This is a genomic window from Yersinia frederiksenii ATCC 33641, from assembly GCF_000754805.1.
Classification (GTDB): domain Bacteria; phylum Pseudomonadota; class Gammaproteobacteria; order Enterobacterales; family Enterobacteriaceae; genus Yersinia; species Yersinia frederiksenii.
This window is the reverse complement of the sequence record NZ_KN150731.1, coordinates 2,431,197-2,452,119: the sequence shown is the minus strand read 5'-3', so window position 1 is coordinate 2,452,119 and position 20,923 is coordinate 2,431,197. Positions and strand designations below refer to the sequence as shown.

Genomic DNA, 20,923 nt, shown 5'->3' with positions numbered 1-20,923 from the left:
GATCACAGGCTGAAAGTTTAGTCAGGATAATTCTTGGGAAAACGTATTTTTTCCCGAATCAGCTTGCTAGGATGCTAGCCGATACGATTTGTTATCCCATTTTCATCCCTGCCAGAGGATAAAATAGCCGTATAAACGGCAATGTCATTTAAGTGAATATGCCTCTGACAGAATACTCTGCTATACCCCTACATGTGCATCAAAGAAAGCGTTAAAACAAAAGGCTCCTTAATCGGAGCCTTTTGTTTTTTATCATTTTTTCAGTAAGATGATTTACGGAATTAGTAGGCTGGAACCTGTAGTCTGACGGCTTTCTAATATTTCATGGGCGCGACGAGCATCTCGCAGCGGGAATTTTTGGGCCTCCGCCACATCCACTTTAATCGCGCCACTGGCAATCAATGAAAACAGCTCATGACTGGCTGTTTCCAACTCTTGTCGATTAGTAACATAAACATTCAGTGACGGGCGGGTAACATACAGCGCGCCTTTTTGGTTCAGTATCGCAAGGTCAACGCCTGTTACCGGGCCGGAAGCATTGCCGAAACTGACCAGCAATCCTCGGCGTTTTAGGCTATTGAGTGAGTCTTGCCAGGTGCTTTTCCCTACCGAATCATACACTACGCCCACTTTTTCACCGTGAGTCAGCTCGGCCACCCGTTCAGCGATGCTTTCCGTGCGGTAGTTGATAGTGGCCCAGGCACCATTGGCTTTTGCCAACTCGGCTTTTTCATCCGAGCCGACACTGCCAATCAGTTTTGCGCCGAGTGCTTTTGCCCATTGGCAGGCAATTAATCCAACACCGCCTGCTGCCGCATGGAATAAGAACACTTCACCGGGCTTGATTTCATGGGTTTGGCGTAACAAATACTGGACTGTCAGCCCCTTAAGAAATGAGGCTGCGGCTTGTTCGAAAGAGATTTGCTCAGGAAGTAGGGCAATTTTCTCAGCGGCGACATTATGGACTTCGCTATAAGCGCCAAGAGTTGACTGGGCATAAACCACCCGGTCACCGACTTTTAGAGTGTTAACCGATGAGCCGACTTTGGTCACAACCCCGGCGGCTTCAGTCCCCAGCCCACTTGGAAACTGAGATGGTGGATAGAGCCCACTGCGGATATAGGTATCAATGTAGTTAATACCGATAGCTTTGTTTTCTACCTGAACTTCATGAGCCGCGGGATCCACCGGCGTAAAATCAAGATATTGCAACACTTCTGGTCCGCCAATGGTGCTAAATTGAATATGTTTTGCCATGTTAGCTCCTTCGCATTTGGTGTATTTTCACCCTACAGTGTTCTACACGCAGAGCCAAGATCTTGCTAATACCGATAAGTAATAGGGAATTCATAATTACCCTTCGGATATCATCGCGTATACTAAGCCACTGTAATTTTTATGCGTCGTTTTCCTCTTCGTAACAAAGGTAAAGAACACTTTTCATGGCAGCGAAAAAACCAACCAACAATATGACAGAGCCACGAGACCGCCAGATGGAAGGGCTGAAACTCCCGCCTCATTCACTGGAGGCAGAGCAGTCCGTGTTGGGCGGTTTGATGCTGGATAATGAACGCTGGGATAACGTTTCCGAGCGCGTCGCCAGCAAGGACTTTTTCAGCCGCCCGCATCGCCGTATTTTTACTGAAATGCAGCGTTTGCTGGAAAACAGCAAGCCGATCGACTTGATCACCTTATCTGAGTCACTGGAGCAAAAGGGTGATTTGGAGTCAGTGGGTGGCTTTGCTTATCTAGCTGAATTATCAAAAAATACGCCAAGTGCCGCGAATATCGGTGCTTATGCTGACATCGTGCGTGAACGTGCTGTCGTGCGTGAAATGATCTCTGTTGCTAACGAGATAGCTGATGCCGGCTATGATCCCCAAGGTCGTAGCAGTGAAGATCTTCTCGATCTGGCGGAATCCAAAGTATTCCAGATCGCGGAAAGCCGGGCTAATAAAGATGAAGGCCCGAAAAGCGTCGATCAAATCCTCGAAGCCACTGTGGCGCGAATTGAGCAGCTTTATCAGCGGCCACATGATGGTGTCACCGGTGTTTCAACCGGTTTTGCTGATCTGGATAAAAAAACTGCCGGATTACAGAAATCAGATTTGATCATTGTGGCGGCACGTCCATCGATGGGTAAAACCACCTTTGCGATGAACTTATGTGAAAACGCCGCGATGATGCAGGAAAAACCAGTATTGATCTTCAGTTTGGAGATGCCCGGCGACCAGATCATGATGCGTATGTTGGCCTCGTTGTCACATGTCGATCAGACCCGTATCCGTACCGGCCAACTTGATGATGAGGATTGGGCGCGGATCTCCAGCACCATGGGCATATTGATGGAAAAGCGCAATATGTACATTGATGACTCCTCCGGCCTGACACCGACTGAGGTGCGCTCCCGTGCGCGGCGTATTTTCCGCGAACACGGCGGTTTGAGCTTGATTATGATTGACTACCTGCAATTGATGCGGGTGCCGTCACTGTCAGATAACCGTACATTAGAAATCGCAGAAATTTCACGCTCTCTGAAAGCCTTGGCGAAAGAGCTACAAGTGCCGGTAGTGGCACTGTCGCAGCTTAACCGTAGCTTGGAGCAACGTGCCGATAAGCGCCCGGTAAACTCCGACTTACGTGAATCAGGTTCTATTGAGCAGGATGCCGACTTAATCATGTTTATTTACCGTGATGAGGTTTATCACGAAAACAGTGATGAGAAAGGAATCGCTCAGATTATTTTGGGTAAACAGCGTAACGGTCCGATCGGTTCTGTTCGGCTGAAATTTAATGGCCAATGGTCACGTTTTGATAACTATGCTGGCCCGCAATACGACGATGAATAGCGAGTCATTAATACCCCTTAGAGTGTGATGTTGCCTTCCGGTAGCACCAATTTATCTGGGTATAATATTGATAATTAAGGATAAGAAATGAAAGCGGCAACAGCAGTAATCGACCGCCGCGCTCTGCGACATAACTTGCAACAGGTACGGCGCATGGCGCCACAAAGTCGCCTGATCGCTGTTGTGAAAGCAAACGCTTATGGCCACGGGTTATTAGAAACAGCGCATACCTTGCAGGATGCAGATTGCTATGGTGTCGCGCGGATCGGCGAAGCTCTGATGTTGCGATCCGGTGGGATCGTCAAACCGATTTTGTTGTTAGAAGGGTTCTTTACTGCCGAAGATCTGCCGATCCTGGTGGCTAACCGCATCGAAACGGCGGTACATAGTATTGAACAGTTGGAAGCACTGGAAGCCGCAACACTCTCCGCTCCCATCAATGTTTGGATGAAACTGGATACCGGAATGCATCGCCTGGGGGTTCGCCCGGAACAGGCCGAGGCTTTTTACCAGCGCCTAAGTGCGTGTCGTAATGTTATTCAGCCAGTCAATATCATGAGCCACTTTAGCCGGGCAGATGAGCCAAAAGTGGAGACCACTCGCCAGCAACTCGACTGTTTCGATACTTTTGCGAAAGATAAACCCGGCAAGCAATCTATTGCGGCGTCTGGCGGCATTTTGCTGTGGCCAGAGGCACACCGAGATTGGGTTCGCCCAGGCATCATATTGTATGGCGTTTCACCGATGGACGAGCCTTATGGTAGCCATTTTAATCTGCTTCCAGCAATGGAATTGAAATCCAGTCTGATTGCTGTTCGTGAACATAAAGCGGGTGAACCTGTCGGTTATGGTGGCACTTGGGTCAGTAAACGGGATACCCGTTTGGGTGTGGTGGCTATTGGTTATGGCGACGGTTATCCGCGCAGCGCGCCATCGGGAACACCGATGTGGATCAATGGCCGCGAAGTCGGCATTGTCGGCCGCGTCTCAATGGATATGATTTCAGTTGATCTGGGGCCGGATGCTACGGATAAAGTGGGTGACGAAGTGCTGCTATGGGGCGCTGAATTACCGGTTGAAAAAATAGCGGCGCGTACCGGAATCAGTGCCTATGAATTGATTACTAAGCTGACCTCCCGTGTAGCGATGGAATATCTGGGGGAATAAGGTAAGCTGCATAAGTCATTCACTGCCATATTATAACCGTGATACTGGAAATTGCCCGCAGCTGGCAACTCGCATTATTTAGGGTTTAGGCAATTATTATCAATCTAGGAGTGCAGCGCCGTGTTCCAAAATGTTGACGCTTATGCAGGTGATCCGATCCTGTCACTGATGGAAAGTTTTAAGGCTGATAGTCGAGCTCACAAAGTGAACTTGAGTATTGGGCTTTATTACAATGAACAGGGTGAGATCCCGTTAATGCAGGCAGTGAAAACAGCTGAAGCACAGTTAAGCGCTCAGCCACACGGGACGCCAGTCTATTTACCGATGGAAGGTTTGCAGTCATATCGCGGTGCTATCCAGCAACTATTGTTTGGTGCAGAGCACCCAATGCTGGCGCAGCAGCGAGTAGCAACAATCCAAACCGTCGGTGGTTCTGGTGCATTGAAAGTGGGGGCTGACTTCCTGAATCGCTATTTTCCTGATTCACAGGTCTGGGTCAGTGATCCCACTTGGGAAAACCATGTCGCTATTTTCAGTGGCGCGGGTTTTAAAGTGAATACTTACCCCTATTTTGATAACGACAAGCTGGGCGTGAAGTTCGACCAAATGTTGGCAACTTTGCAGCAGTTACCGGCCAAAAGCATTGTGTTATTACACCCTTGTTGCCATAACCCGACGGGTTCTGATCTGACAAATACACAATGGGATCAGGTTATTGAAGTGGCTAAAGGCCGGGATTTAATCCCATTCCTTGATATTGCTTATCAGGGGTTTGGTGCCGGGCTGAATGAAGATGCTTATGCTATCCGAGCTATGGCCGCAGCTGAGTTGCCGTGCCTTATCAGTAATTCCTTCTCGAAAATTTTCTCATTGTATAACGAGCGGGTCGGTGGCCTGTCTGTGGTGTGTGAAAGTGAAGAAGCGGCTGGTCGTGTACTGGGGCAATTAAAAGCCACGGTGCGTCGTAACTATTCCAGTCCGCCAAACTTTGGGGCACAAGTTGTTGCAAAGGTCCTGCATGACAGTGAGTTAACAGTGCAGTGGCAGGCCGAAGTCGAAGAAATGCGCCTGCGTATTATTGAGATGCGATGCACTTTGGTACAAGCCTTAAAAGCGTCGCTGCCCAATCGTAATTTTGACTATTTGCTGCAACAGCGTGGGATGTTCAGTTACACCGGTTTTAGCCCAGCACAGGTAGACCGGTTGCGTGAAGAGTTTGGTGTATATCTGATTGCCAGCGGCAGGATGTGTATGGCGGGTGTCAATCACAGTAATGTTCAGCGCGTCGCGGCGGCTTTTGCTGCGGTGCAGTAATCTAGGTCAGATTCAGGTGATAGTCATCTGAGGCGATAACCATTGAAGGCGATAGACAATATCGCCTTTTCTTTTATTTTTTCTACCTTATTTCCGCAACTTACTCCTATCTTCGACATGTTTTCACCTTATCCCATGGCTGTTAATAGATTAAAGAATATACTAATTAGTGCGGTAGATTCATGCCAAACGATCATTCATCGCTCACAGTAAGTCTGTTGTCATAGGCGCAAGCTAGGCCTTTCAGCATGTTACTGTTCTGATGGAATGAAATCTTTATGAGGCCGTTTCGCTAGACGGTACCGGCCCATGATAGGAGATATACCCATGAATAATTCGGCATTACTAGAATACTGCCTGTCCAAACCTGGAGCTGAGCAGAGTGACCATGAGGTGTGGCAAGCAAATCAAATTAAAGTCGCGGATGTGATGTTTGCTATGGTGGGAGAAACGGGCGGACGTCCCTCTATTTCATTGAAAACCAGCCCTGAATTAGCCGAAAGCCTACGCGAGCAACATCCGGAGATCGTGCCGAGTGAACACTTGAATAAAGCGCACTGGAACACGGTGTTTCTGGATGGAGAATTACCGAACTCACAGTTCTATTCTCTGATTGACTGCTCTTATCAATTGGTATTACAGGGATTATCAGTGCAGCGACGGCAGGAGTTAGTTGTTTGAGAACAGAGAAAATAGCCTTTGGGGCAATGTAACGATTGCCCCAAAGCACTTCATTTCAACATCTTATTGGCGTTGCAGCATAGGTTTGAGGAACCGTGCTGTATGGGATGCTGCGCATTCCGCGACGGTTTCCGGCGTACCAGAAACTAAAATCTCACCGCCACCATTGCCGCCTTCGGGCCCAAGATCGACAATCCAGTCCGCCGTCTTAATCACATCCAGATTATGCTCAATGACCACAATGGTGTTGCCTTGATCTCGCAACTGGTGCAATACCGCCAATAGTTGCTGAATATCAGCAAAATGCAGGCCAGTAGTCGGTTCGTCCAGAATATACAATGTTTGACCGGTACCGCGTTTTGACAATTCGCGCGACAGTTTCACGCGCTGCGCTTCCCCGCCCGATAGGGTGGTTGCCGACTGGCCCAGGCAAATATAGGACAGACCAACATCCATCAAAGTTTGCAGCTTGCGGGCCAATGCTGGCACGGCATCAAAGAACTCACGCGCTTCTTCGATAGTCATCGCCAGCACTTCGTGAATACTCTTGCCCTTGTATTTAACTTCCAGTGTCTCGCGGTTATAGCGCTTACCTTTACACTGATCACAAGGTACGTAGATGTCAGGCAGGAAATGCATTTCGACTTTAATCACCCCATCACCCTGACAAGCTTCGCAACGGCCACCCTTCACATTGAAGCTAAAACGGCCCGGTGTATAGCCACGAGTACGTGACTCTGGCACGCCAGCGAAGAGTTCACGAATAGGGGTAAAGATGCCGGTATAGGTCGCCGGGTTAGAGCGCGGTGTCCGACCAATAGGACTTTGGTCAATATCGATAACTTTATCGAAATGCTCCAGCCCATGAATATCGCGGTATGGGGCTGGTTCAGTAATAGTCGCGCCGTTAAGTTGGCGCTGCGCAATCGGGTATAAAGTGTCGTTAATCAGCGTCGATTTGCCTGAGCCGGAAACACCGGTAATACAGGTAAACAGCCCGATAGGTAGCGTCAGCGTGACATCTTTCAGGTTATTACCACTGGCCCCCATCAGTTTTAATACTTTGCTCGGATCACCCGCGACACGTTGCGCCGGTATTGCAATTTCCCGTTTTCCACTCAGGAACTGGCCCGTTAATGATTCTGGCGTGGCCATAATGTCATCGACGGTACCTTCTGCCACCACTTCACCGCCATGCACACCGGCGCCAGGGCCGATATCAATCACATGGTCAGCAGCACGGATGGCATCTTCATCATGCTCTACCACAATCACGGTATTACCCAGATTACGTAGGTGAATCAGGGTTTCCAGCAAACGTTCATTATCGCGCTGATGCAAGCCGATGGACGGCTCATCAAGTACGTACATGACGCCAACCAGACCTGCACCAATCTGGCTTGCCAGGCGGATACGCTGCGCCTCGCCACCAGATAACGTCTCCGCCGAGCGGGACAGTGACAGATAATTCAGGCCGACGTTAACCAAAAATGTTAATCGCTCGCCAATTTCTTTCAAAATCTTATCGGCAATTTGTGCTTTCTGGCCGCTCAATTTCAAGTTCTGGAAAAACTCGAGAGCATCGCCGATGCTCATATCGGAGATTTTCGGCAAAGGAGTGTTTTGCACAAAGACATAACGCGCCTCTTTGCGCAGGCGGGTACCTTCACAGGAAGCACAGGAACGGTTGCTGATAAATTTGGCTAACTCTTCACGCACAGCACTGGATTCCGTCTCTTTATAACGGCGTTCCATATTGTGCAGCACCCCCTCGAATGGGTGGCGGCGAACGGTGGTATCACCTCGGTCATTAATATATTTGAATTCGATGGTGTCTTTGCCGGAGCCATACAGCACTGCTTTCTGTATCTCGGCACTCAGCGAATTAAATGGCGCTTCAATATCAAATTTATAATGGTCCGCCAGTGAACGCAGCATCTGGAAATAATAGAAATTACGGCGATCCCAACCACGAATAGCGCCACCCGCCAATGACAGTTCAGGATTTTGCAGTACGCGGTCGGGGTCAAAGAACTGCTGCACGCCCAGACCATCACAGGTCGGACAGGCACCCGCCGGATTGTTAAAGGAGAATAGGCGTGGTTCCAACTCGCTCATGCTATAGCCGCAAATCGGGCAGGCAAAGTTGGCGGAGAATAATAGCTCTTCGGCGTGTGGATCATCCATATCGGCAACCACGGCCGTACCGCCGGATAACTCCAGTGCAGTTTCAAATGATTCAGCCAGGCGCTGTGCCAGATCTTCACGTACTTTAAAGCGATCGACCACCACTTCAATGGTATGTTTTTTCTGCAATTCTAATTTCGGAGGATCAGAGAGATCACAAACTTCGCCGTCGATCCTGGCCCGAATGTAGCCCTGCATCGCCAGGTTTTCCAGGGTTTTGGTATGCTCACCTTTGCGATCTTTTACCACTGGCGCCAGTAACATCAGGCGGCGGCCTTCGGGTTGGCTTATGACGTTATCCACCATCTGGCTGACCGTTTGGGCCGCTAACGGAACATCGTGGTCCGGGCAGCGCGGTTCACCTACACGGGCAAACAATAGGCGCAGATAATCATGGATTTCAGTGATGGTCCCCACAGTAGATCGCGGGTTATGGGAAGTCGATTTTTGCTCGATAGAGATAGCTGGAGACAGACCTTCAATATGGTCAACATCCGGTTTTTCCATCAGCGATAAAAATTGGCGCGCATAGGCGGAGAGAGACTCAACATAGCGCCGTTGTCCTTCAGCATACAAGGTATCAAAAGCCAGTGAGGACTTGCCTGAACCCGATAAGCCGGTGACAACAATCAGTTTGTCGCGCGGGATAATCAGGTTGATATTCTTAAGATTATGGGTGCGAGCGCCCCGAACTTCGATATTATCCATTCAAACATTTCCCGGATTAAAACTGAGCCTCTTACCATGCCTTTATCGCGTTTATACCCTTCGTGCTTGAAACAGCAGGGTTGTTAGCTACGTTCTACTCACCTGAATCACTGACTTGTATGTCAGCTCATCGGGGATCGTTTGCTTGCCGCCTACCTGCAATTTCAATGACTTTGGGTAATGTTATCGGTGCACTTCGCAACGCCGAAAAAAGGACACAGCCAGTACGAAACGGATAATTATGACACAAAAAAACCTGAATGGATATCCAGTATCTGAGTGCAATTAAGACAGTTATCACGAGAAATCTGTAATGCATTCCGCAGTTATGATCTGTTGTGTCGTTTGGTGGTTAGCGTGTTAAACTTACTCGTTTATACTGTACAAAATTTACTTCATCAGGAGAGTTCACATGGCCAGCAGAGGCGTAAACAAAGTGATTTTGGTCGGGAATTTGGGCCAAGACCCGGAAGTCCGCTACATGCCTAACGGCGGCGCTGTTGCCAATATCACCCTGGCCACTTCCGAAAGCTGGCGTGATAAAGCAACCGGCGAGCAGAAAGAAAAGACGGAATGGCACCGTGTCGTGTTATTCGGCAAACTGGCTGAAGTGGCTGGTGAATATCTGCGCAAAGGCTCTCAGGTCTATATTGAAGGCGCTCTACAGACCCGTAAGTGGACAGATCAGGCGGGTGTTGAGAAATACACCACAGAAGTTGTGGTTAACGTGGGTGGCACCATGCAAATGCTGGGTGGCCGTCAAGGCGGCGGTGCTCCAGCGGGTGGCGGTGCACCACAAGAGGGCGGCGCACAAGGCGGATGGGGTCAACCTCAGCAGCCACAAGGTGGCAACCAGTTTAGCGGCGGTCAGACTTCACGCCCGGCTCAGTCTGCACCAGCAGCACAACCCCAAGGCGGCAATGAGCCACCAATGGATTTTGACGACGACATCCCGTTCTGATTCCGCGGTTCGCTAAGTACGAATAGTGCTAAAAATAACACCCTGTCTCGGCAGGGTTTTTTTATTGCCTTTTTAAGCCAATCTTGTGGTTCGTGGCTCAACCCCTGATGTATGGCTGCTTTGCATCTCGAAAACGGCATCCACAGTGCCGTAAACCAAAATATCCTTTTATCACTATAATCAATACTCTGATATTCATCATATGGAGCTCGATCATGGTCATTGTTCACCATCTGAATAATTCACGTTCACAGCGTATTTTGTGGATGCTGGAAGAGTTACAAGTTCCCTATGAGTTGAAGCGCTATCAGCGCGACCCCGGCAGTTTATTGGCACCGCCAGAATTGAAAAAAATTCATCCACTAGGGAAATCTCCGGTGATTACTGATGGCGATCTGACATTGGCAGAGTCGGGTGCCATTATCGAGTATTTACAGGAAACCTATGATGCACAGGGGCAATTTAAGCCTACAGGTCATTATGACCGCCAACAATTTAGATACTGGATGCATTATGCGGAAGGTTCATTGATGCCATTGTTGGTGATGAAGCTTATCTTCAGCCGGTTTGGCGGGCCACCAGTGCCCTGGATTATCCGTCCAGTTGCCAAAGCCTTGGGTGATGGGGTACAGAAAAGTTATCTGAATAAGCAAATTGCTACGCACCGCGATTATCTGGAGCAGCATTTAACGCAAAATCTGTGGTTTGCGGGCCGAGATTTCAGTGCCGCCGATATCCAAATGAGTTTTCCTATCGAGGCAATAAACACCCGTGGCGGTCTGGAGGGGTTTCCGAAACTGCAAGATTTCTTAGTGCGTATTCATCAGCGACCTGCTTACCAGCAGGCGATTGCAAAGGGCGGTGCTTTCACGTTAGAGAAGTGATCCCCACCGATGGAGACCAAGAATCACTGAAGGAAAACGGGTGTGAGGCGGCTCACACTTTGGTTTCCTGCTGCAATTAATGCTCCCGGACAAATTAATGTAAGAAAATGCATTAAATGTCGCTATCTGATGTTGATTAGTCGCGGCAAATAGCTAGATAATCGTTTGCCTTAAATGGCATCTGCCCTAAACTTCGATTTTTTTCAGTCATGCGTGCTTCCAGCTAATCGTTTGCTATTTTCTCTTTCACTCCGGTGCTGGAGGAATTAACGAGTTAATCGGCAGGGACGGAAACGATTACGTATGGAAAGGGCGTGTGACTTGCTGACTACATTTAAAATGACACACAGGGGACATAACCATGTCTAGCACCAATCCTCAAGCGAACCAGGCAGTAAAGCCAAAAGGTTCGCTTGATGCATTTTTCAAGCTTAGTGAACGTGGCAGTAATGTACGCCAGGAAGTGCTGGCCGGTCTGACGACCTTCTTGGCCATGGTTTACTCGGTGATTGTTGTACCGAGTATGCTGGGCAAAGCTGGCTTCCCGCCAACAGCCGTATTTGTCGCGACTTGTCTGGTTGCTGGTTTGGGTTCTTTGTTGATGGGCTTGTGGGCGAACTTGCCGATGGCGATTGGTTGCGCTATCTCCTTGACCGCGTTTACGGCCTTCAGTTTGGTATTGGGCCAACATATCAGCATTCCTGTGGCATTGGGCGCGGTATTCCTGATGGGGGTGCTGTTTACCATTATTTCTGTCACCGGTATTCGTTCGTGGATATTGCGTAACTTACCCATGGGTGTGGCACATGGCACCGGCATTGGTATCGGCCTGTTTCTGCTGCTGATTGCGGCAAACGGTGTCGGCTTGGTTATCAAAAACCCAATTGAAGGTTTACCTGTCGCGCTGGGCGCATTCACTTCTTTCCCGGTAATGATGACTTTACTGGGTTTGGCAGTCATTTTCGGTCTGGAAAAACTGCGGGTGCCGGGTGGCATTCTGTTAGTGATTATTGCCATCTCGGTTATCGGCCTGATTTTTGACCCAAGTGTGACCTATCAAGGGCTGTTCGCGATGCCGAGTCTGGCAGATGCTAACGGTAACTCGTTGATTTTCAGTTTGGATATCATGGGGGCATTAAAACCTGTGGTGTTGCCAAGTGTATTGGCATTGGTGATGACGGCGGTGTTTGATGCTACCGGTACCATCCGCGCAGTCGCCGGGCAAGCTAACTTGCTGGATAAAGATGGCCAGATTATCAGTGGCGGCAAAGCCCTGACTTCTGACTCTGTCAGCAGCATTTTTGCGGGTTTGGTAGGGGCGGCTCCCGCTGCGGTTTATATTGAATCTGCTGCCGGTACTGCAGCTGGTGGTAAAACTGGCCTGACAGCAACTGTCGTCGGTATCCTGTTCTTGTTGATTCTGTTCCTCTCCCCGCTTTCCTATTTGGTTCCGGCTTATGCCACCGCTCCGGCCCTGATGTACGTCGGTTTATTGATGCTGAGCAACGTATCCAAACTGGATTTTGATGATTTCGTCGATGCGATGTCCGGCTTGCTTTGTGCGGTGTTTATCGTGCTGACCTGCAATATCGTCACCGGCATTATGCTGGGCTTCAGTTCACTGGTCATTGGCCGTATTTGCTCTGGCGAATGGCGTAAACTGAATCTCGGTACCGTGATTATCGCCGTCGCGCTGGTGGCATTCTATGCTGGCGGTTGGGCAATTTAGAGCTAACCCCATTAGGGCTATTTTATTTGCCATTTTGAACTTGGGCAGTGCTCAGAATCCTCACGTACTACGTGTACGCTCCGGTTCTTGCGCACTGTCCGTGTTCAAACTCAAACTGACAGCAACAATCACGCCTACTGGGATAAGCTCTTCACCCCCAATCTTGCCACTTTTTATCTGTCCCTACTTTCTTTGTGTTTTCCTGCTCTCAGTAACAGGTTTTTTCCCCGCTTTATAAAAAAGTGATCTACTATCAAACGCTGTGAGCCAGCCTTGGTTATGGGCGGGTGCGGTCAGGTCTTACGTTGTGTTGATTTGAGTCTAAGGAAAGCATGGAAATCTTTTTTACAATCCTCATCCTGATTTTGGTGGTGTCGCTTTCTGGCGTTGTCACGAGGATGCTACCGTTTCAAGTTCCTCTCCCTTTAATGCAGATTGTCTGTGGTGCCTTATTGGCCTTTCCCCACTTTGGTTTGCATGTCGATTTTGACCCAGAACTATTCTTGGTGCTGTTTATTCCTCCGTTGCTATTTGCTGATGGCTGGAAAACACCGACGCGGGAGTTCATTCACCATGGGCGGGAAATCTTTGGCTTGGCTCTAGCTTTAGTCTTAGTCACTGTGGTGGGGATTGGCTATCTGATTTACTGGATGGTACCGGGAATTCCGTTAGTAGCTGCTTTCGCGCTGGCTGCGGTATTGTCGCCAACCGATGCCGTGGCATTGTCCGGTATCGTGGGGAAAGGGCGAATACCTAAATCTATTATGGGTGTGCTGGAAGGGGAGGCATTGATGAATGATGCCTCTGGTCTGGTTGCACTGAAGTTTGCCATCGCGGTGGCGATGGGCACCATGGTGTTCACGGTTTCCGGGGCCACATTGGAATTCCTGAAAGTGGCGATTGGCGGGCTGTTGGCGGGTGTGGCCGTGACGTGGCTGTACAGTAAGTCGCTGCGCCTAATGAGCCGCTGGAGTGGCGATGATCCGGCCACACAGATTGTCTTGCTGCTGTTGTTACCCTTTGCCTCTTATCTGATTGCTGAACATATTGGTGTTTCCGGCATTTTGGCTGCAGTGGCTGCGGGGATGACCATCAGCCAATCAGGTGTGATTCGTAATGCCCCACTGACGATGCGGTTACGTGCGGACAGTGTGTGGTCGATGCTGGAGTTTGTGTTTAACGGCATGGTGTTTATCTTGCTGGGGCTGCAATTACCGGGGATTCTGGAAACCTCAATCGTGCAGGCTGAACTGGACCCAACCATCCAAACCTGGAATCTATTTGCCGATGTCGCCATTATTTATGGCGCACTGCTGGTGCTGCGTTTTAGCTGGTTGTGGTCGATGAAAAAAATCAGTAAACGCTTATTGAGCAAGCGGCCACTGGAGTTTAGCAATTACACCACGCGCGAGCTGTGGGTCGCGTCATTTGCCGGTGTACGTGGGGCGATTACTCTGGCGGGGGTGCTGTCTATCCCGCTTTTCCTCAGTGATGGTTCGGCCTTCCCATCTCGCTATCAATTGGTGTTTATCGCTACTGGCGTGATTCTGCTGTCGGTAATTGTTGGGGTGATTGCTTTGCCGCCGCTGCTGCGTGGTGTGGTTGTGGCCGATAAGAGTGCCAGCCGCGAAGAGATTCGTTTAGCGCGCGCCGCTGCGGCAGAGGTCGCGATTGTCAGCTTGAACAAGATGGAAGAGCGGCTGGCGGCCAGCAGTGAAGAAAATATCGACCCAGAATTGCTCAAAGAGGTGAGCTCGCGAGTCATCGGTACTCTGCGACGACGTACTGGCAGTAAAGATGAAATCGAGAATACCTTATTGATCGAAAATCTGGAGCGACGTTTTCGCTTAACCGCCCTGCGGGCTGAGCGTGGCGAGCTGTATCACCTGCGCGCGACACAGAAAATCAGTAACGAAACTCTGCAAAAATTGCTGCATGATTTGGATCTACTGGAAGCGCTGTTAATCGAAAAAGAGGGTTAATTCCCCTCATCCGGCTGCTGCTCAGTGGCCGCTTTTATCTCCACTAATGATCCATTAGGCCAAAATTCACGGCAGCGGGTAATCCACGCCTGAGCACTGTGAGAAAGGTAACTTCCCTGACGCCAAATCAGCCCTAGCTGCCACAGCATCAGTGGCTCCAATGGCAGCCATAATAGGGTATTTTTATCCAGTCGTTGGCAGATCGGTTCCGGCAAAATCGCGATGCCAATATTGGCTTGTACCATGGCGGCAAGAAAATCCCACTGGCCGCTACGTACGGCGATTTGTGGGGTAAAACCTCCGGCAGTGAAAGCATCCATTAACTGGCGATAGAGGGCGAAATCCTCGTTATAAATCAGGATAGGCTGGTCTGCCAATTCGGGAATACTGATCGTCGTGCGGTTAAGCCAAAATGCCGTGCGCGGAACGACGACACACAGCGGGTGGCTGAAGAGTGGCAATGACGTGAGCGGCAAATCAGCATCGGTAGGGAGAACGGTCAGAGCCAAATCCAATTCACCAGACAGCACCGCCTGTTGCACGGTTAAGCCGCCGAATTCGGCAATTTGCAACTCTACACCGGGGTAGCTGCGACGAAACTCACTGATGAGCACCGCCATTTGTGTGCCAACCATTGGCGGAATGCCTAGCCGCAACATGCCTTTCTTCAGCGAGCTAATATCTTCCAGCTCCGCTTCTAGCTGTTGAAATTGGTCAAGTATTGCCAGCCCGCGCTGATAGACAGCTTGCCCGCTGTCGGTCAAATGCAGGCGGCGACCCTCACGGGTTATCAGGCTACAGTCCAGCTCGTTTTCCAGATTGCGCAGCATTTTGCTAATGGTGGGCTGAGTGACAAACAGTTTCTCGGCCGCTCGCGTGAAACTCTGTTGACGCACCACTTCGACGAAATAACGTAGCGTCCTAATATCCATCAGTTTTTCCTGTCAGTGAGTCGCGTCAAAGGAGGGAGTAATTAGTATGCCATTTGGGCATGATTATGATGATTTTAATTCATTTTTTGCAAGATTGCCTGCGGCCTATACTGAGCACTGACACAATTTCCCGCTGAGGTTTCCCATGTTGTTGGCGTTACGTAGTTTTGCGCCGTCGGTTCTCACCCGCCTACAGGCACCGGTTCAGGTAGCACTGTATGCTGGGTTATTTATCATTGCTGATCAGTTAGTTAGAGTTTTCCATTTACCCTTGCCCGCCAATATTGTCGGCATGTTATTACTGTTAGCCATGATTATGCTGCGCATCTTGCCGGTACGTTGGGTTCAGGCTGGATCGCGTTGGCTGCTGGCCGAAATGCTATTGTTTTTTGTCCCTGCGGTAGTGGCGGTGGTGAATTATGCCCAATTGATCATGGTGGATGGCTGGAAGATCTTCGCCGTGATTGCGGTTAGCACAACCTTGACACTCGCGGTCACTGGTTTGGTGGTTGACCGGGTTTATCGTTTTGAGGTGTGGCTGCAACGCCGCAAATCTAACCATCATGAATAATCTGCTTATCAGCATTGCTTGCTTTCTGGCAACCCTGGCACTCTACTTCGCCAATAAAAAGCTCTATCGCCGCCGCCGTTCACTGTTGCTGATGCCCTTGGTGTTGACCCCAATGGTATTGGTGTTACTGCTGGTGGTCACCCATATCTCTTATCAGGATTATATTGGTGAGACGCATTGGTTACTGTGGCTATTGGGGCCTGCGACCATTGCGTTTGCTGTGCCGGTTTATGAGAATTTGTCGATAATTCGCCGCCATTGGCTCTCTCTCACTGCCGGTGTGATTACTGCCATTGCGGTTGCGGTGGTCAGTTCGGTGTGGCTGGCGAAGTTATTAACACTTTCGGAAGAAGTGCAACGTAGTTTGGCCGTGCGCTCAATTACCACCCCTTTTGCACTGGAAGCGGCCAAACAATTGGGCGGGCAGCCAGATTTAGTCGCGCTGTTCGTGGTGATTACCGGAGTATTCGGCATGGCGGTGGGGGATTTGCTGTTCCTGCGACTGTCGGTGCGCAGTGGGTTGGCAAAAGGCGCTGGCTTGGGAGCCTCTTCCCATGGTGCGGGCACCGCGAAAGCTTACGAAATGGGGCAACAGGAGGGGGTCGTATCCAGCCTGGTAATGATGCTAGCCGGTATCATTACCGTTATTGGCGCGCCATTAATCGGCCATTTGCTGTGGTGATAATAGGGGTGAAAATAAGTGATTTTGGTACTTTTATTTTATTTAAATGTGTCAGTGTCATGTTATCGACTGCTCGGCCATGAAAAATAGTTCCTATAGATGCTCCATTGTCATCTATTAGTGGGTATTTATCAAAAAACCAAGGTTGAAAGTACGATAACCCATTGAATGCATGTATTTCAACTGATGTTACTCGATCTTTTAGTCGTTCAACTTTACGATCATGTTCTTGAAATTCAGTTTGAAACTCTGATGTCGATGCGGGGAGTTCACCATCAAATCGTCCTTCTACATTAAATTTATCAGGTAAAGCTAATAATTCGTGATATTTTTTATTCGCATAAATGAACTTTGATTCATTATCTTTTGCACCCCAAGGTTCTGAACTGTGTTCCCAAAAATTTATTAATGAATTAATTGAATGTAATAAGTTATTTTTCATTATGTCTATCTCTTTTGAAGTTTAATAGTTTGGTATTTAAAAAACACAGTGGTAATAATTATGTTATTTTCATTGGTAATATAAATCATTAGTTAATTCATTGTGTTTTATTTTCTATGAATTGCCTTGTTTGTTCAAAGGTTGTTTATTCATTAAATAAACATTAATCTCTGTCGTCTAGAGCATTATTTGCTCTATTTACTACAAGGATATGTAGCATGATAAATTTCTCAGAATTTAATAGCAATAATGCTATAGAAGATAATATGGTTGGTATAGCATTTACAGAGATGTTTAAGAAGAATGGCTTGCGAGCCTATGGAACTCGCGTTAAACAGGGGAAGCGAGTCGGTTGTCACAGCCATGTTAAAGGTGAAGAGTGGTATATTATTATCTCTGGTGAAGGCGCTATTTGGACCGCTGATGTTATTGCCGGAACGTTAAAAAATAAGCTATCGATAAGTTCTCTAAAGGTACTGTATTTTGTATATATCCTAATACAGTGCATCAACTTACTGCAAAGACGGATGTTGAATTTGTCTTTTTATGTCCAGAGTCACATATTTCTCATGACCGAATTTTGTTTGATGATATTGCGAACGATATGGACTGAAATAAATTTCAGTGGGTTAAATTTGAAGAATATAAAAAAGGGTGAGGGAACCTCACCCGTAAATACTCAATGAAAACGCCCAACGTAATGAATATCGTCTAATTCTTTGCTAATGAATAACTTGTGCCAGAAATGCTTGGGTGCGCTCAGATTTTGGATGAGAGAAGAATTCAGCGGGCGGCGCTTGTTCAACAATTTCCCCGCGGTCCATAAAAATAACCCGATCTGCAACGGTGCGGGCAAAACCCATTTCGTGGGTGACGCACAGCATCGTCATTCCCTCATGCGCCAGACTTATCATGGTATCCAGCACTTCTTTGACCATCTCAGGGTCCAAGGCTGAAGTGGGCTCGTCAAACAACATAATTTTTGGCTTCATACACAGCGAACGGGCAATGGCCACCCGCTGCTGCTGCCCACCGGAAAGCTGGCCGGGGAACTTATGCGCATGCTCGGCAATTCGCACCCGCTCCAAGTAATGCATTGCCAACTCATCGGCTTCTTTCTTGGGCATTTTGCGAACCCAGCTTGGAGCTAAAGTGCAGTTCTGTATGACGGTTAAGTGCGGGAATAGATTGAAATGTTGGAATACCATGCCAACCTCCGTGCGCACGCGTTCGATATTACGTAAGTCATCATTAAGCTCGATGCCATCGACCATTATTTTCCCTTGCTGATGTTCTTCCAAATGATTGATGCAGCGGATAGTAGTGGATTTTCCAGAGCCAGAAGGGCCACAGAGCACGATGCGTTCGCCGGGGCGGACATGTAAATTGATATCTTTCAATACGTGGAACTGCCCGTACCACTTATTGACGTTTTCCAGCGTAATCATCATGTTATCGCCTTGGGTTGGCTGATTGTCGCTCATGTTTGGCCTCAATGTGTGGAACGTCCGGTGTGAAAGCGCTTTTCCAGATGCTGGCTATAGCGCGACATGCTGAAACAGAAAATCCAGTAAACTGCGGCGGCAAAAACATAGCCTTCAGTCGACATCCCCAGCCATGCTGGGTCGACGGTGGCCTGTTGCACGCTGCTGAACAGATCAAATAAACCAATGATGATCACCAAACTGGTGTCTTTAAACAGGGCAATAATAGTGTTTACTAGCCCTGGGATGACCATTTTCAGGGCCTGTGGCAGGATAACCAGCCCTTGCGTTTTCCAGTAGCCCAGCCCTAGTGACTCGGCGGCTTCAGTCTGGCCTTTGGGCAAAGCCTGTAGCCCGCCGCGCACCACTTCTGCCACATAGGCGGATTGGAACAACACCACTCCCACCAAGGCGCGAATTAGCTTGTCGATACTGGTGCCTTCCGTCATAAATAGCGGCAACATGACCGAGGACATAAACAGCACGGTGATTAACGGCACCCCACGCCAGAACTCAATAAATACCACAGACAAAATACGTACCACTGGCATGCTGGAACGCCGCGCCAGTGCCAACAAGATACCGAGCGGCAATGCCCCCGCAATACCAACGGCGGCGATGATCAGGGTCAGGGTCAGCCCACCCCATTGACGGGTTTCAACCAGGCTCAACCCGAAGAAACCGCCATATAACATCATCCACACGAATAATGGATAGGTCACCATCCATCCTGCCAGATAGCGACCACGACGTGGCATAGCGCGCCAAAGCAGGGGTATCAACGTGAGCAAACCAATGATTAAAGTGGTATTGATACGCCAGCGCTGGTCGATGGGATAAAGGCCATACATAAACTGGCCAAAGCGCGCATGAATAAAGACCCAACAGGCTCCTTCGCGTGTGCAATCCGTGCGTGTTGTCCCTCGCCAGTTGGCATTAAAAATGGCCCAATTCAGCAACGGTGGGATTAATTGCCACATCAGCCATAGGCATAAGAGGGTCAGCAGACTGTTAGTCCAACTGGAAAAGAGGTTTTTTCTGGCCCAAAATACTACCCGACTCAACGGATTGCCTGGCCGCACAGTGCTGGGTGGTTCGCGGCTTAATATCATCGTCATTCGCTTCCCTTAGCGCTCTACCAGCGCAATACGCCGGTTGTAGAGATTCATTAAAAATGAAATCGACAAACTGATAACCAAATAGACCGACATGGTGATGGCAATGGTTTCTATCGCCTGACCGGTTTGGTTCAGCACTGTCCCGGCAAACAGCGACACCATATCCGGGTAGCCGATTGCTGCCGCCAGTGAGGAGTTTTTGACGATATTCAAATATTGGCTAGTCAGTGGCGGAATGATGACCCGCAACGCTTGTGGCAGAATGACCTGACGTAAGGTGACCGTATTGGGCAGCGCCAGTGAGCGTGCAGCTTCGTGTTGACCATGAGGGACTGACTGAATGCCAGAGCGAATGACTTCGGCAATAAAGGTTGAGGTATAAACCGACAACGCCAGTGTTAAGGCGGCCAGTTCAGGAATGAGCACCAATCCGCCTTTAAAATTAAATCCTTTAAGTTGCGGGAGATCCCAGTGCAGCGCCGGGCCATACAGCAAGTGAGCCAATGCTGGCAGGACGATTAATAACAGTAAACCCATAGGCCAGGAACGGTGGAATTTCCCGGTATGTAACTGGCGAAAATGGTTATAGCGAGCTAATGCAATGATGAAAGCAGCGGCTAGCAGCACGGCTAATAGTGCTGGAAAAAAACCAGCAGCAAATTCAGGCGACGGTAGATACAAGCCGCGGTTGCTCAGGAAAGCTACCCCGAAGGCATCCAGACTCTGTCTTGGCCCCGGTAAATTGCGTAATACTGCAAAATACCAAAAGAATATTTGCAGCAGCGGCGGAATATTACGGAATGTCTCGATATAGATGGTCGACAGTTTGCGTAATAACCAGTTATCTGACAAACGTGCCAATCCGAGAAAGAAACCCAATATTGAGGCAAAGAAAATACATAAGACTGACACTAACAAGGTGTTGAGTAACCCCACCAGAAATACCCGGCCATAGGTATCGCCCTGTTGGTAGTCAATAAGGTGCTGAACAATGCCAAAACCGGCACTGTTATGCAGGAAGGCAAAACCGGAGGTGATGCCCCGGGTTGAGAGGTTAGTCAACGTATTATGGATTAGGTACGCACCGCATCCGATCAGTATCAAGAGTGCAATAATTTGATACAGCCAGGCACGTACCGCTGGATTGGTCAGCGAAAAGGCACCTTTAACGGTTGGGCGTTGTGACATAGTGTGGGCCTCGGTCTGGATAGTTCATCCGGCAGGGTTAGCCT

17 protein-coding genes and 1 pseudogene are annotated in these 20,923 nt (G+C 48.9%); 11 read left to right on the top strand and 7 right to left on the bottom strand.

Annotation, left to right across the window (positions count from 1 at the left end; genetic code table 11):
- Positions 1-273: 273 nt before the first annotated feature.
- Complete coding sequence (locus DJ58_RS10855) at positions 274-1,257, bottom strand: quinone oxidoreductase (RefSeq protein WP_004711205.1); 984 nt, start codon at positions 1,255-1,257, stop codon at positions 274-276.
- A 185-nt stretch (positions 1,258-1,442) separates the two neighbouring features.
- Between DJ58_RS10855 and dnaB the strand changes: the two genes are divergently transcribed.
- The 4 genes from dnaB (at position 1,443) to DJ58_RS10875 (ending at position 6,011) form a co-directional block, all read left to right on the top strand.
- Positions 1,443-2,849, top strand: a complete 1,407-nt coding sequence (gene dnaB / locus DJ58_RS10860; RefSeq protein ID WP_004711204.1) for a replicative DNA helicase — start codon at positions 1,443-1,445, stop codon at positions 2,847-2,849.
- A gap of 87 nt (positions 2,850-2,936) precedes the next feature.
- A complete protein-coding gene (gene alr / locus DJ58_RS10865) occupies positions 2,937-4,016 on the top strand; it encodes an alanine racemase (RefSeq protein ID WP_004711203.1) in 1,080 nt (359 codons plus the stop codon).
- A gap of 120 nt (positions 4,017-4,136) precedes the next feature.
- On the top strand, positions 4,137-5,330 hold the full coding sequence (locus tag DJ58_RS10870; protein WP_004711202.1) for an amino acid aminotransferase: 1,194 nt from the start codon (positions 4,137-4,139) through the stop codon (positions 5,328-5,330).
- A gap of 327 nt (positions 5,331-5,657) precedes the next feature.
- Positions 5,658-6,011 carry an MmcQ/YjbR family DNA-binding protein gene (locus DJ58_RS10875; protein ID WP_032911623.1) on the top strand — a complete coding sequence of 118 codons (354 nt, stop codon included), beginning with the start codon at positions 5,658-5,660 and terminating at the stop codon, positions 6,009-6,011.
- Between the two features lie 63 nt (positions 6,012-6,074).
- Here the strand turns inward: DJ58_RS10875 and uvrA are convergent, their stop codons facing one another.
- Positions 6,075-8,906, bottom strand: coding sequence for an excinuclease ABC subunit UvrA (uvrA, locus tag DJ58_RS10880; RefSeq protein ID WP_004711198.1), 2,832 nt, complete (start codon positions 8,904-8,906; stop codon positions 6,075-6,077).
- Between the two features lie 412 nt (positions 8,907-9,318).
- Between uvrA and ssb1 the strand changes: the two genes are divergently transcribed.
- The 4 genes from ssb1 to DJ58_RS10900 all read left to right on the top strand — a co-directional run bounded on the left by ssb1 (position 9,319) and on the right by DJ58_RS10900 (position 14,462).
- Positions 9,319-9,867, top strand: coding sequence for a single-stranded DNA-binding protein SSB1 (gene ssb1 / locus DJ58_RS10885; protein WP_004711194.1), 549 nt, complete (start codon positions 9,319-9,321; stop codon positions 9,865-9,867).
- Between the two features lie 215 nt (positions 9,868-10,082).
- Complete coding sequence (locus tag DJ58_RS10890) at positions 10,083-10,751, top strand: glutathione S-transferase family protein (protein WP_004711191.1); 669 nt, start codon at positions 10,083-10,085, stop codon at positions 10,749-10,751.
- A gap of 361 nt (positions 10,752-11,112) precedes the next feature.
- On the top strand, positions 11,113-12,480 hold the full coding sequence (locus DJ58_RS10895; protein ID WP_004711189.1) for an NCS2 family permease: 1,368 nt from the start codon (positions 11,113-11,115) through the stop codon (positions 12,478-12,480).
- Between the two features lie 332 nt (positions 12,481-12,812).
- Positions 12,813-14,462, top strand: coding sequence for a Na+/H+ antiporter (locus tag DJ58_RS10900; protein ID WP_032911622.1), 1,650 nt, complete (start codon positions 12,813-12,815; stop codon positions 14,460-14,462).
- On the opposite strand, the gene DJ58_RS10905 is transcribed toward DJ58_RS10900, so the two are convergent.
- Complete coding sequence (locus DJ58_RS10905; protein WP_032911621.1) at positions 14,459-15,394, bottom strand: LysR family transcriptional regulator; 936 nt, start codon at positions 15,392-15,394, stop codon at positions 14,459-14,461. The genes DJ58_RS10900 and DJ58_RS10905 overlap by 4 nt on opposite strands.
- 145 nt (positions 15,395-15,539) lie before the next feature.
- On the opposite strand from DJ58_RS10905, the gene DJ58_RS10910 reads away from it, so the two are divergent.
- Positions 15,540-15,965, top strand: a complete 426-nt coding sequence (locus tag DJ58_RS10910; RefSeq protein WP_004711186.1) for a CidA/LrgA family protein — start codon at positions 15,540-15,542, stop codon at positions 15,963-15,965.
- Positions 15,958-16,647, top strand: coding sequence for an LrgB family protein (locus DJ58_RS10915; RefSeq protein WP_032911620.1), 690 nt, complete (start codon positions 15,958-15,960; stop codon positions 16,645-16,647). The genes DJ58_RS10910 and DJ58_RS10915 overlap by 8 nt, the downstream gene beginning before the upstream one ends.
- Positions 16,648-16,651: 4 nt before the next feature.
- On the opposite strand, the pseudogene DJ58_RS10920 reads toward DJ58_RS10915, so the two are convergent.
- Positions 16,652-17,089 (bottom strand): annotated as a pseudogene (locus DJ58_RS10920) (PAS domain-containing protein); the annotation flags it as partial.
- A gap of 218 nt (positions 17,090-17,307) precedes the next feature.
- Between DJ58_RS10920 and DJ58_RS10925 the strand changes: the two are divergent.
- Positions 17,308-17,775 (top strand): cupin domain-containing protein, encoded by a 468-nt coding sequence (locus DJ58_RS10925; RefSeq protein ID WP_226977644.1) that lies wholly within the window; start codon positions 17,308-17,310, stop codon positions 17,773-17,775.
- Positions 17,776-17,811: 36 nt separating this feature from the next.
- On the opposite strand, the gene DJ58_RS10930 is transcribed toward DJ58_RS10925, so the two are convergent.
- Genes DJ58_RS10930 through DJ58_RS10940 form a run of 3 tightly spaced genes read right to left on the bottom strand, consistent with a single transcriptional unit; the run spans position 17,812 to position 20,879 of the window.
- Positions 17,812-18,573 (bottom strand): amino acid ABC transporter ATP-binding protein, encoded by a 762-nt coding sequence (locus DJ58_RS10930; RefSeq protein WP_004711181.1) that lies wholly within the window; start codon positions 18,571-18,573, stop codon positions 17,812-17,814.
- Between the two features lie 8 nt (positions 18,574-18,581).
- Complete coding sequence (locus DJ58_RS10935; protein ID WP_032911619.1) at positions 18,582-19,691, bottom strand: amino acid ABC transporter permease; 1,110 nt, start codon at positions 19,689-19,691, stop codon at positions 18,582-18,584.
- A gap of 9 nt (positions 19,692-19,700) precedes the next feature.
- Entirely contained in the window at positions 19,701-20,879 is a 1,179-nt protein-coding gene (locus tag DJ58_RS10940; protein WP_004711178.1) for an amino acid ABC transporter permease, read from the bottom strand.
- Positions 20,880-20,923 lie beyond the last annotated feature (44 nt).

Coding starts and splice junctions, on each gene's coding strand:
- alr (WP_004711203.1), top strand. CDS start 2,937: ATGAAAGCGGCAACAGCAGTAATCGACCGCCGCGCTCTGCGACATAAC.
- DJ58_RS10935 (WP_032911619.1), bottom strand. CDS start 19,691: ATGACGATGATATTAAGCCGCGAACCACCCAGCACTGTGCGGCCAGGC.
- dnaB (WP_004711204.1), top strand. CDS start 1,443: ATGGCAGCGAAAAAACCAACCAACAATATGACAGAGCCACGAGACCGC.
- DJ58_RS10915 (WP_032911620.1), top strand. CDS start 15,958: ATGAATAATCTGCTTATCAGCATTGCTTGCTTTCTGGCAACCCTGGCA.
- DJ58_RS10890 (WP_004711191.1), top strand. CDS start 10,083: ATGGTCATTGTTCACCATCTGAATAATTCACGTTCACAGCGTATTTTG.
- uvrA (WP_004711198.1), bottom strand. CDS start 8,906: ATGGATAATATCGAAGTTCGGGGCGCTCGCACCCATAATCTTAAGAAT.
- DJ58_RS10930 (WP_004711181.1), bottom strand. CDS start 18,573: ATGAGCGACAATCAGCCAACCCAAGGCGATAACATGATGATTACGCTG.
- DJ58_RS10940 (WP_004711178.1), bottom strand. CDS start 20,879: ATGTCACAACGCCCAACCGTTAAAGGTGCCTTTTCGCTGACCAATCCA.
- DJ58_RS10925 (WP_226977644.1), top strand. CDS start 17,308: ATGATAAATTTCTCAGAATTTAATAGCAATAATGCTATAGAAGATAAT.
- DJ58_RS10855 (WP_004711205.1), bottom strand. CDS start 1,257: ATGGCAAAACATATTCAATTTAGCACCATTGGCGGACCAGAAGTGTTG.
- DJ58_RS10900 (WP_032911622.1), top strand. CDS start 12,813: ATGGAAATCTTTTTTACAATCCTCATCCTGATTTTGGTGGTGTCGCTT.
- DJ58_RS10910 (WP_004711186.1), top strand. CDS start 15,540: ATGTTGTTGGCGTTACGTAGTTTTGCGCCGTCGGTTCTCACCCGCCTA.
- ssb1 (WP_004711194.1), top strand. CDS start 9,319: ATGGCCAGCAGAGGCGTAAACAAAGTGATTTTGGTCGGGAATTTGGGC.
- DJ58_RS10895 (WP_004711189.1), top strand. CDS start 11,113: ATGTCTAGCACCAATCCTCAAGCGAACCAGGCAGTAAAGCCAAAAGGT.
- DJ58_RS10905 (WP_032911621.1), bottom strand. CDS start 15,394: ATGGATATTAGGACGCTACGTTATTTCGTCGAAGTGGTGCGTCAACAG.
- DJ58_RS10875 (WP_032911623.1), top strand. CDS start 5,658: ATGAATAATTCGGCATTACTAGAATACTGCCTGTCCAAACCTGGAGCT.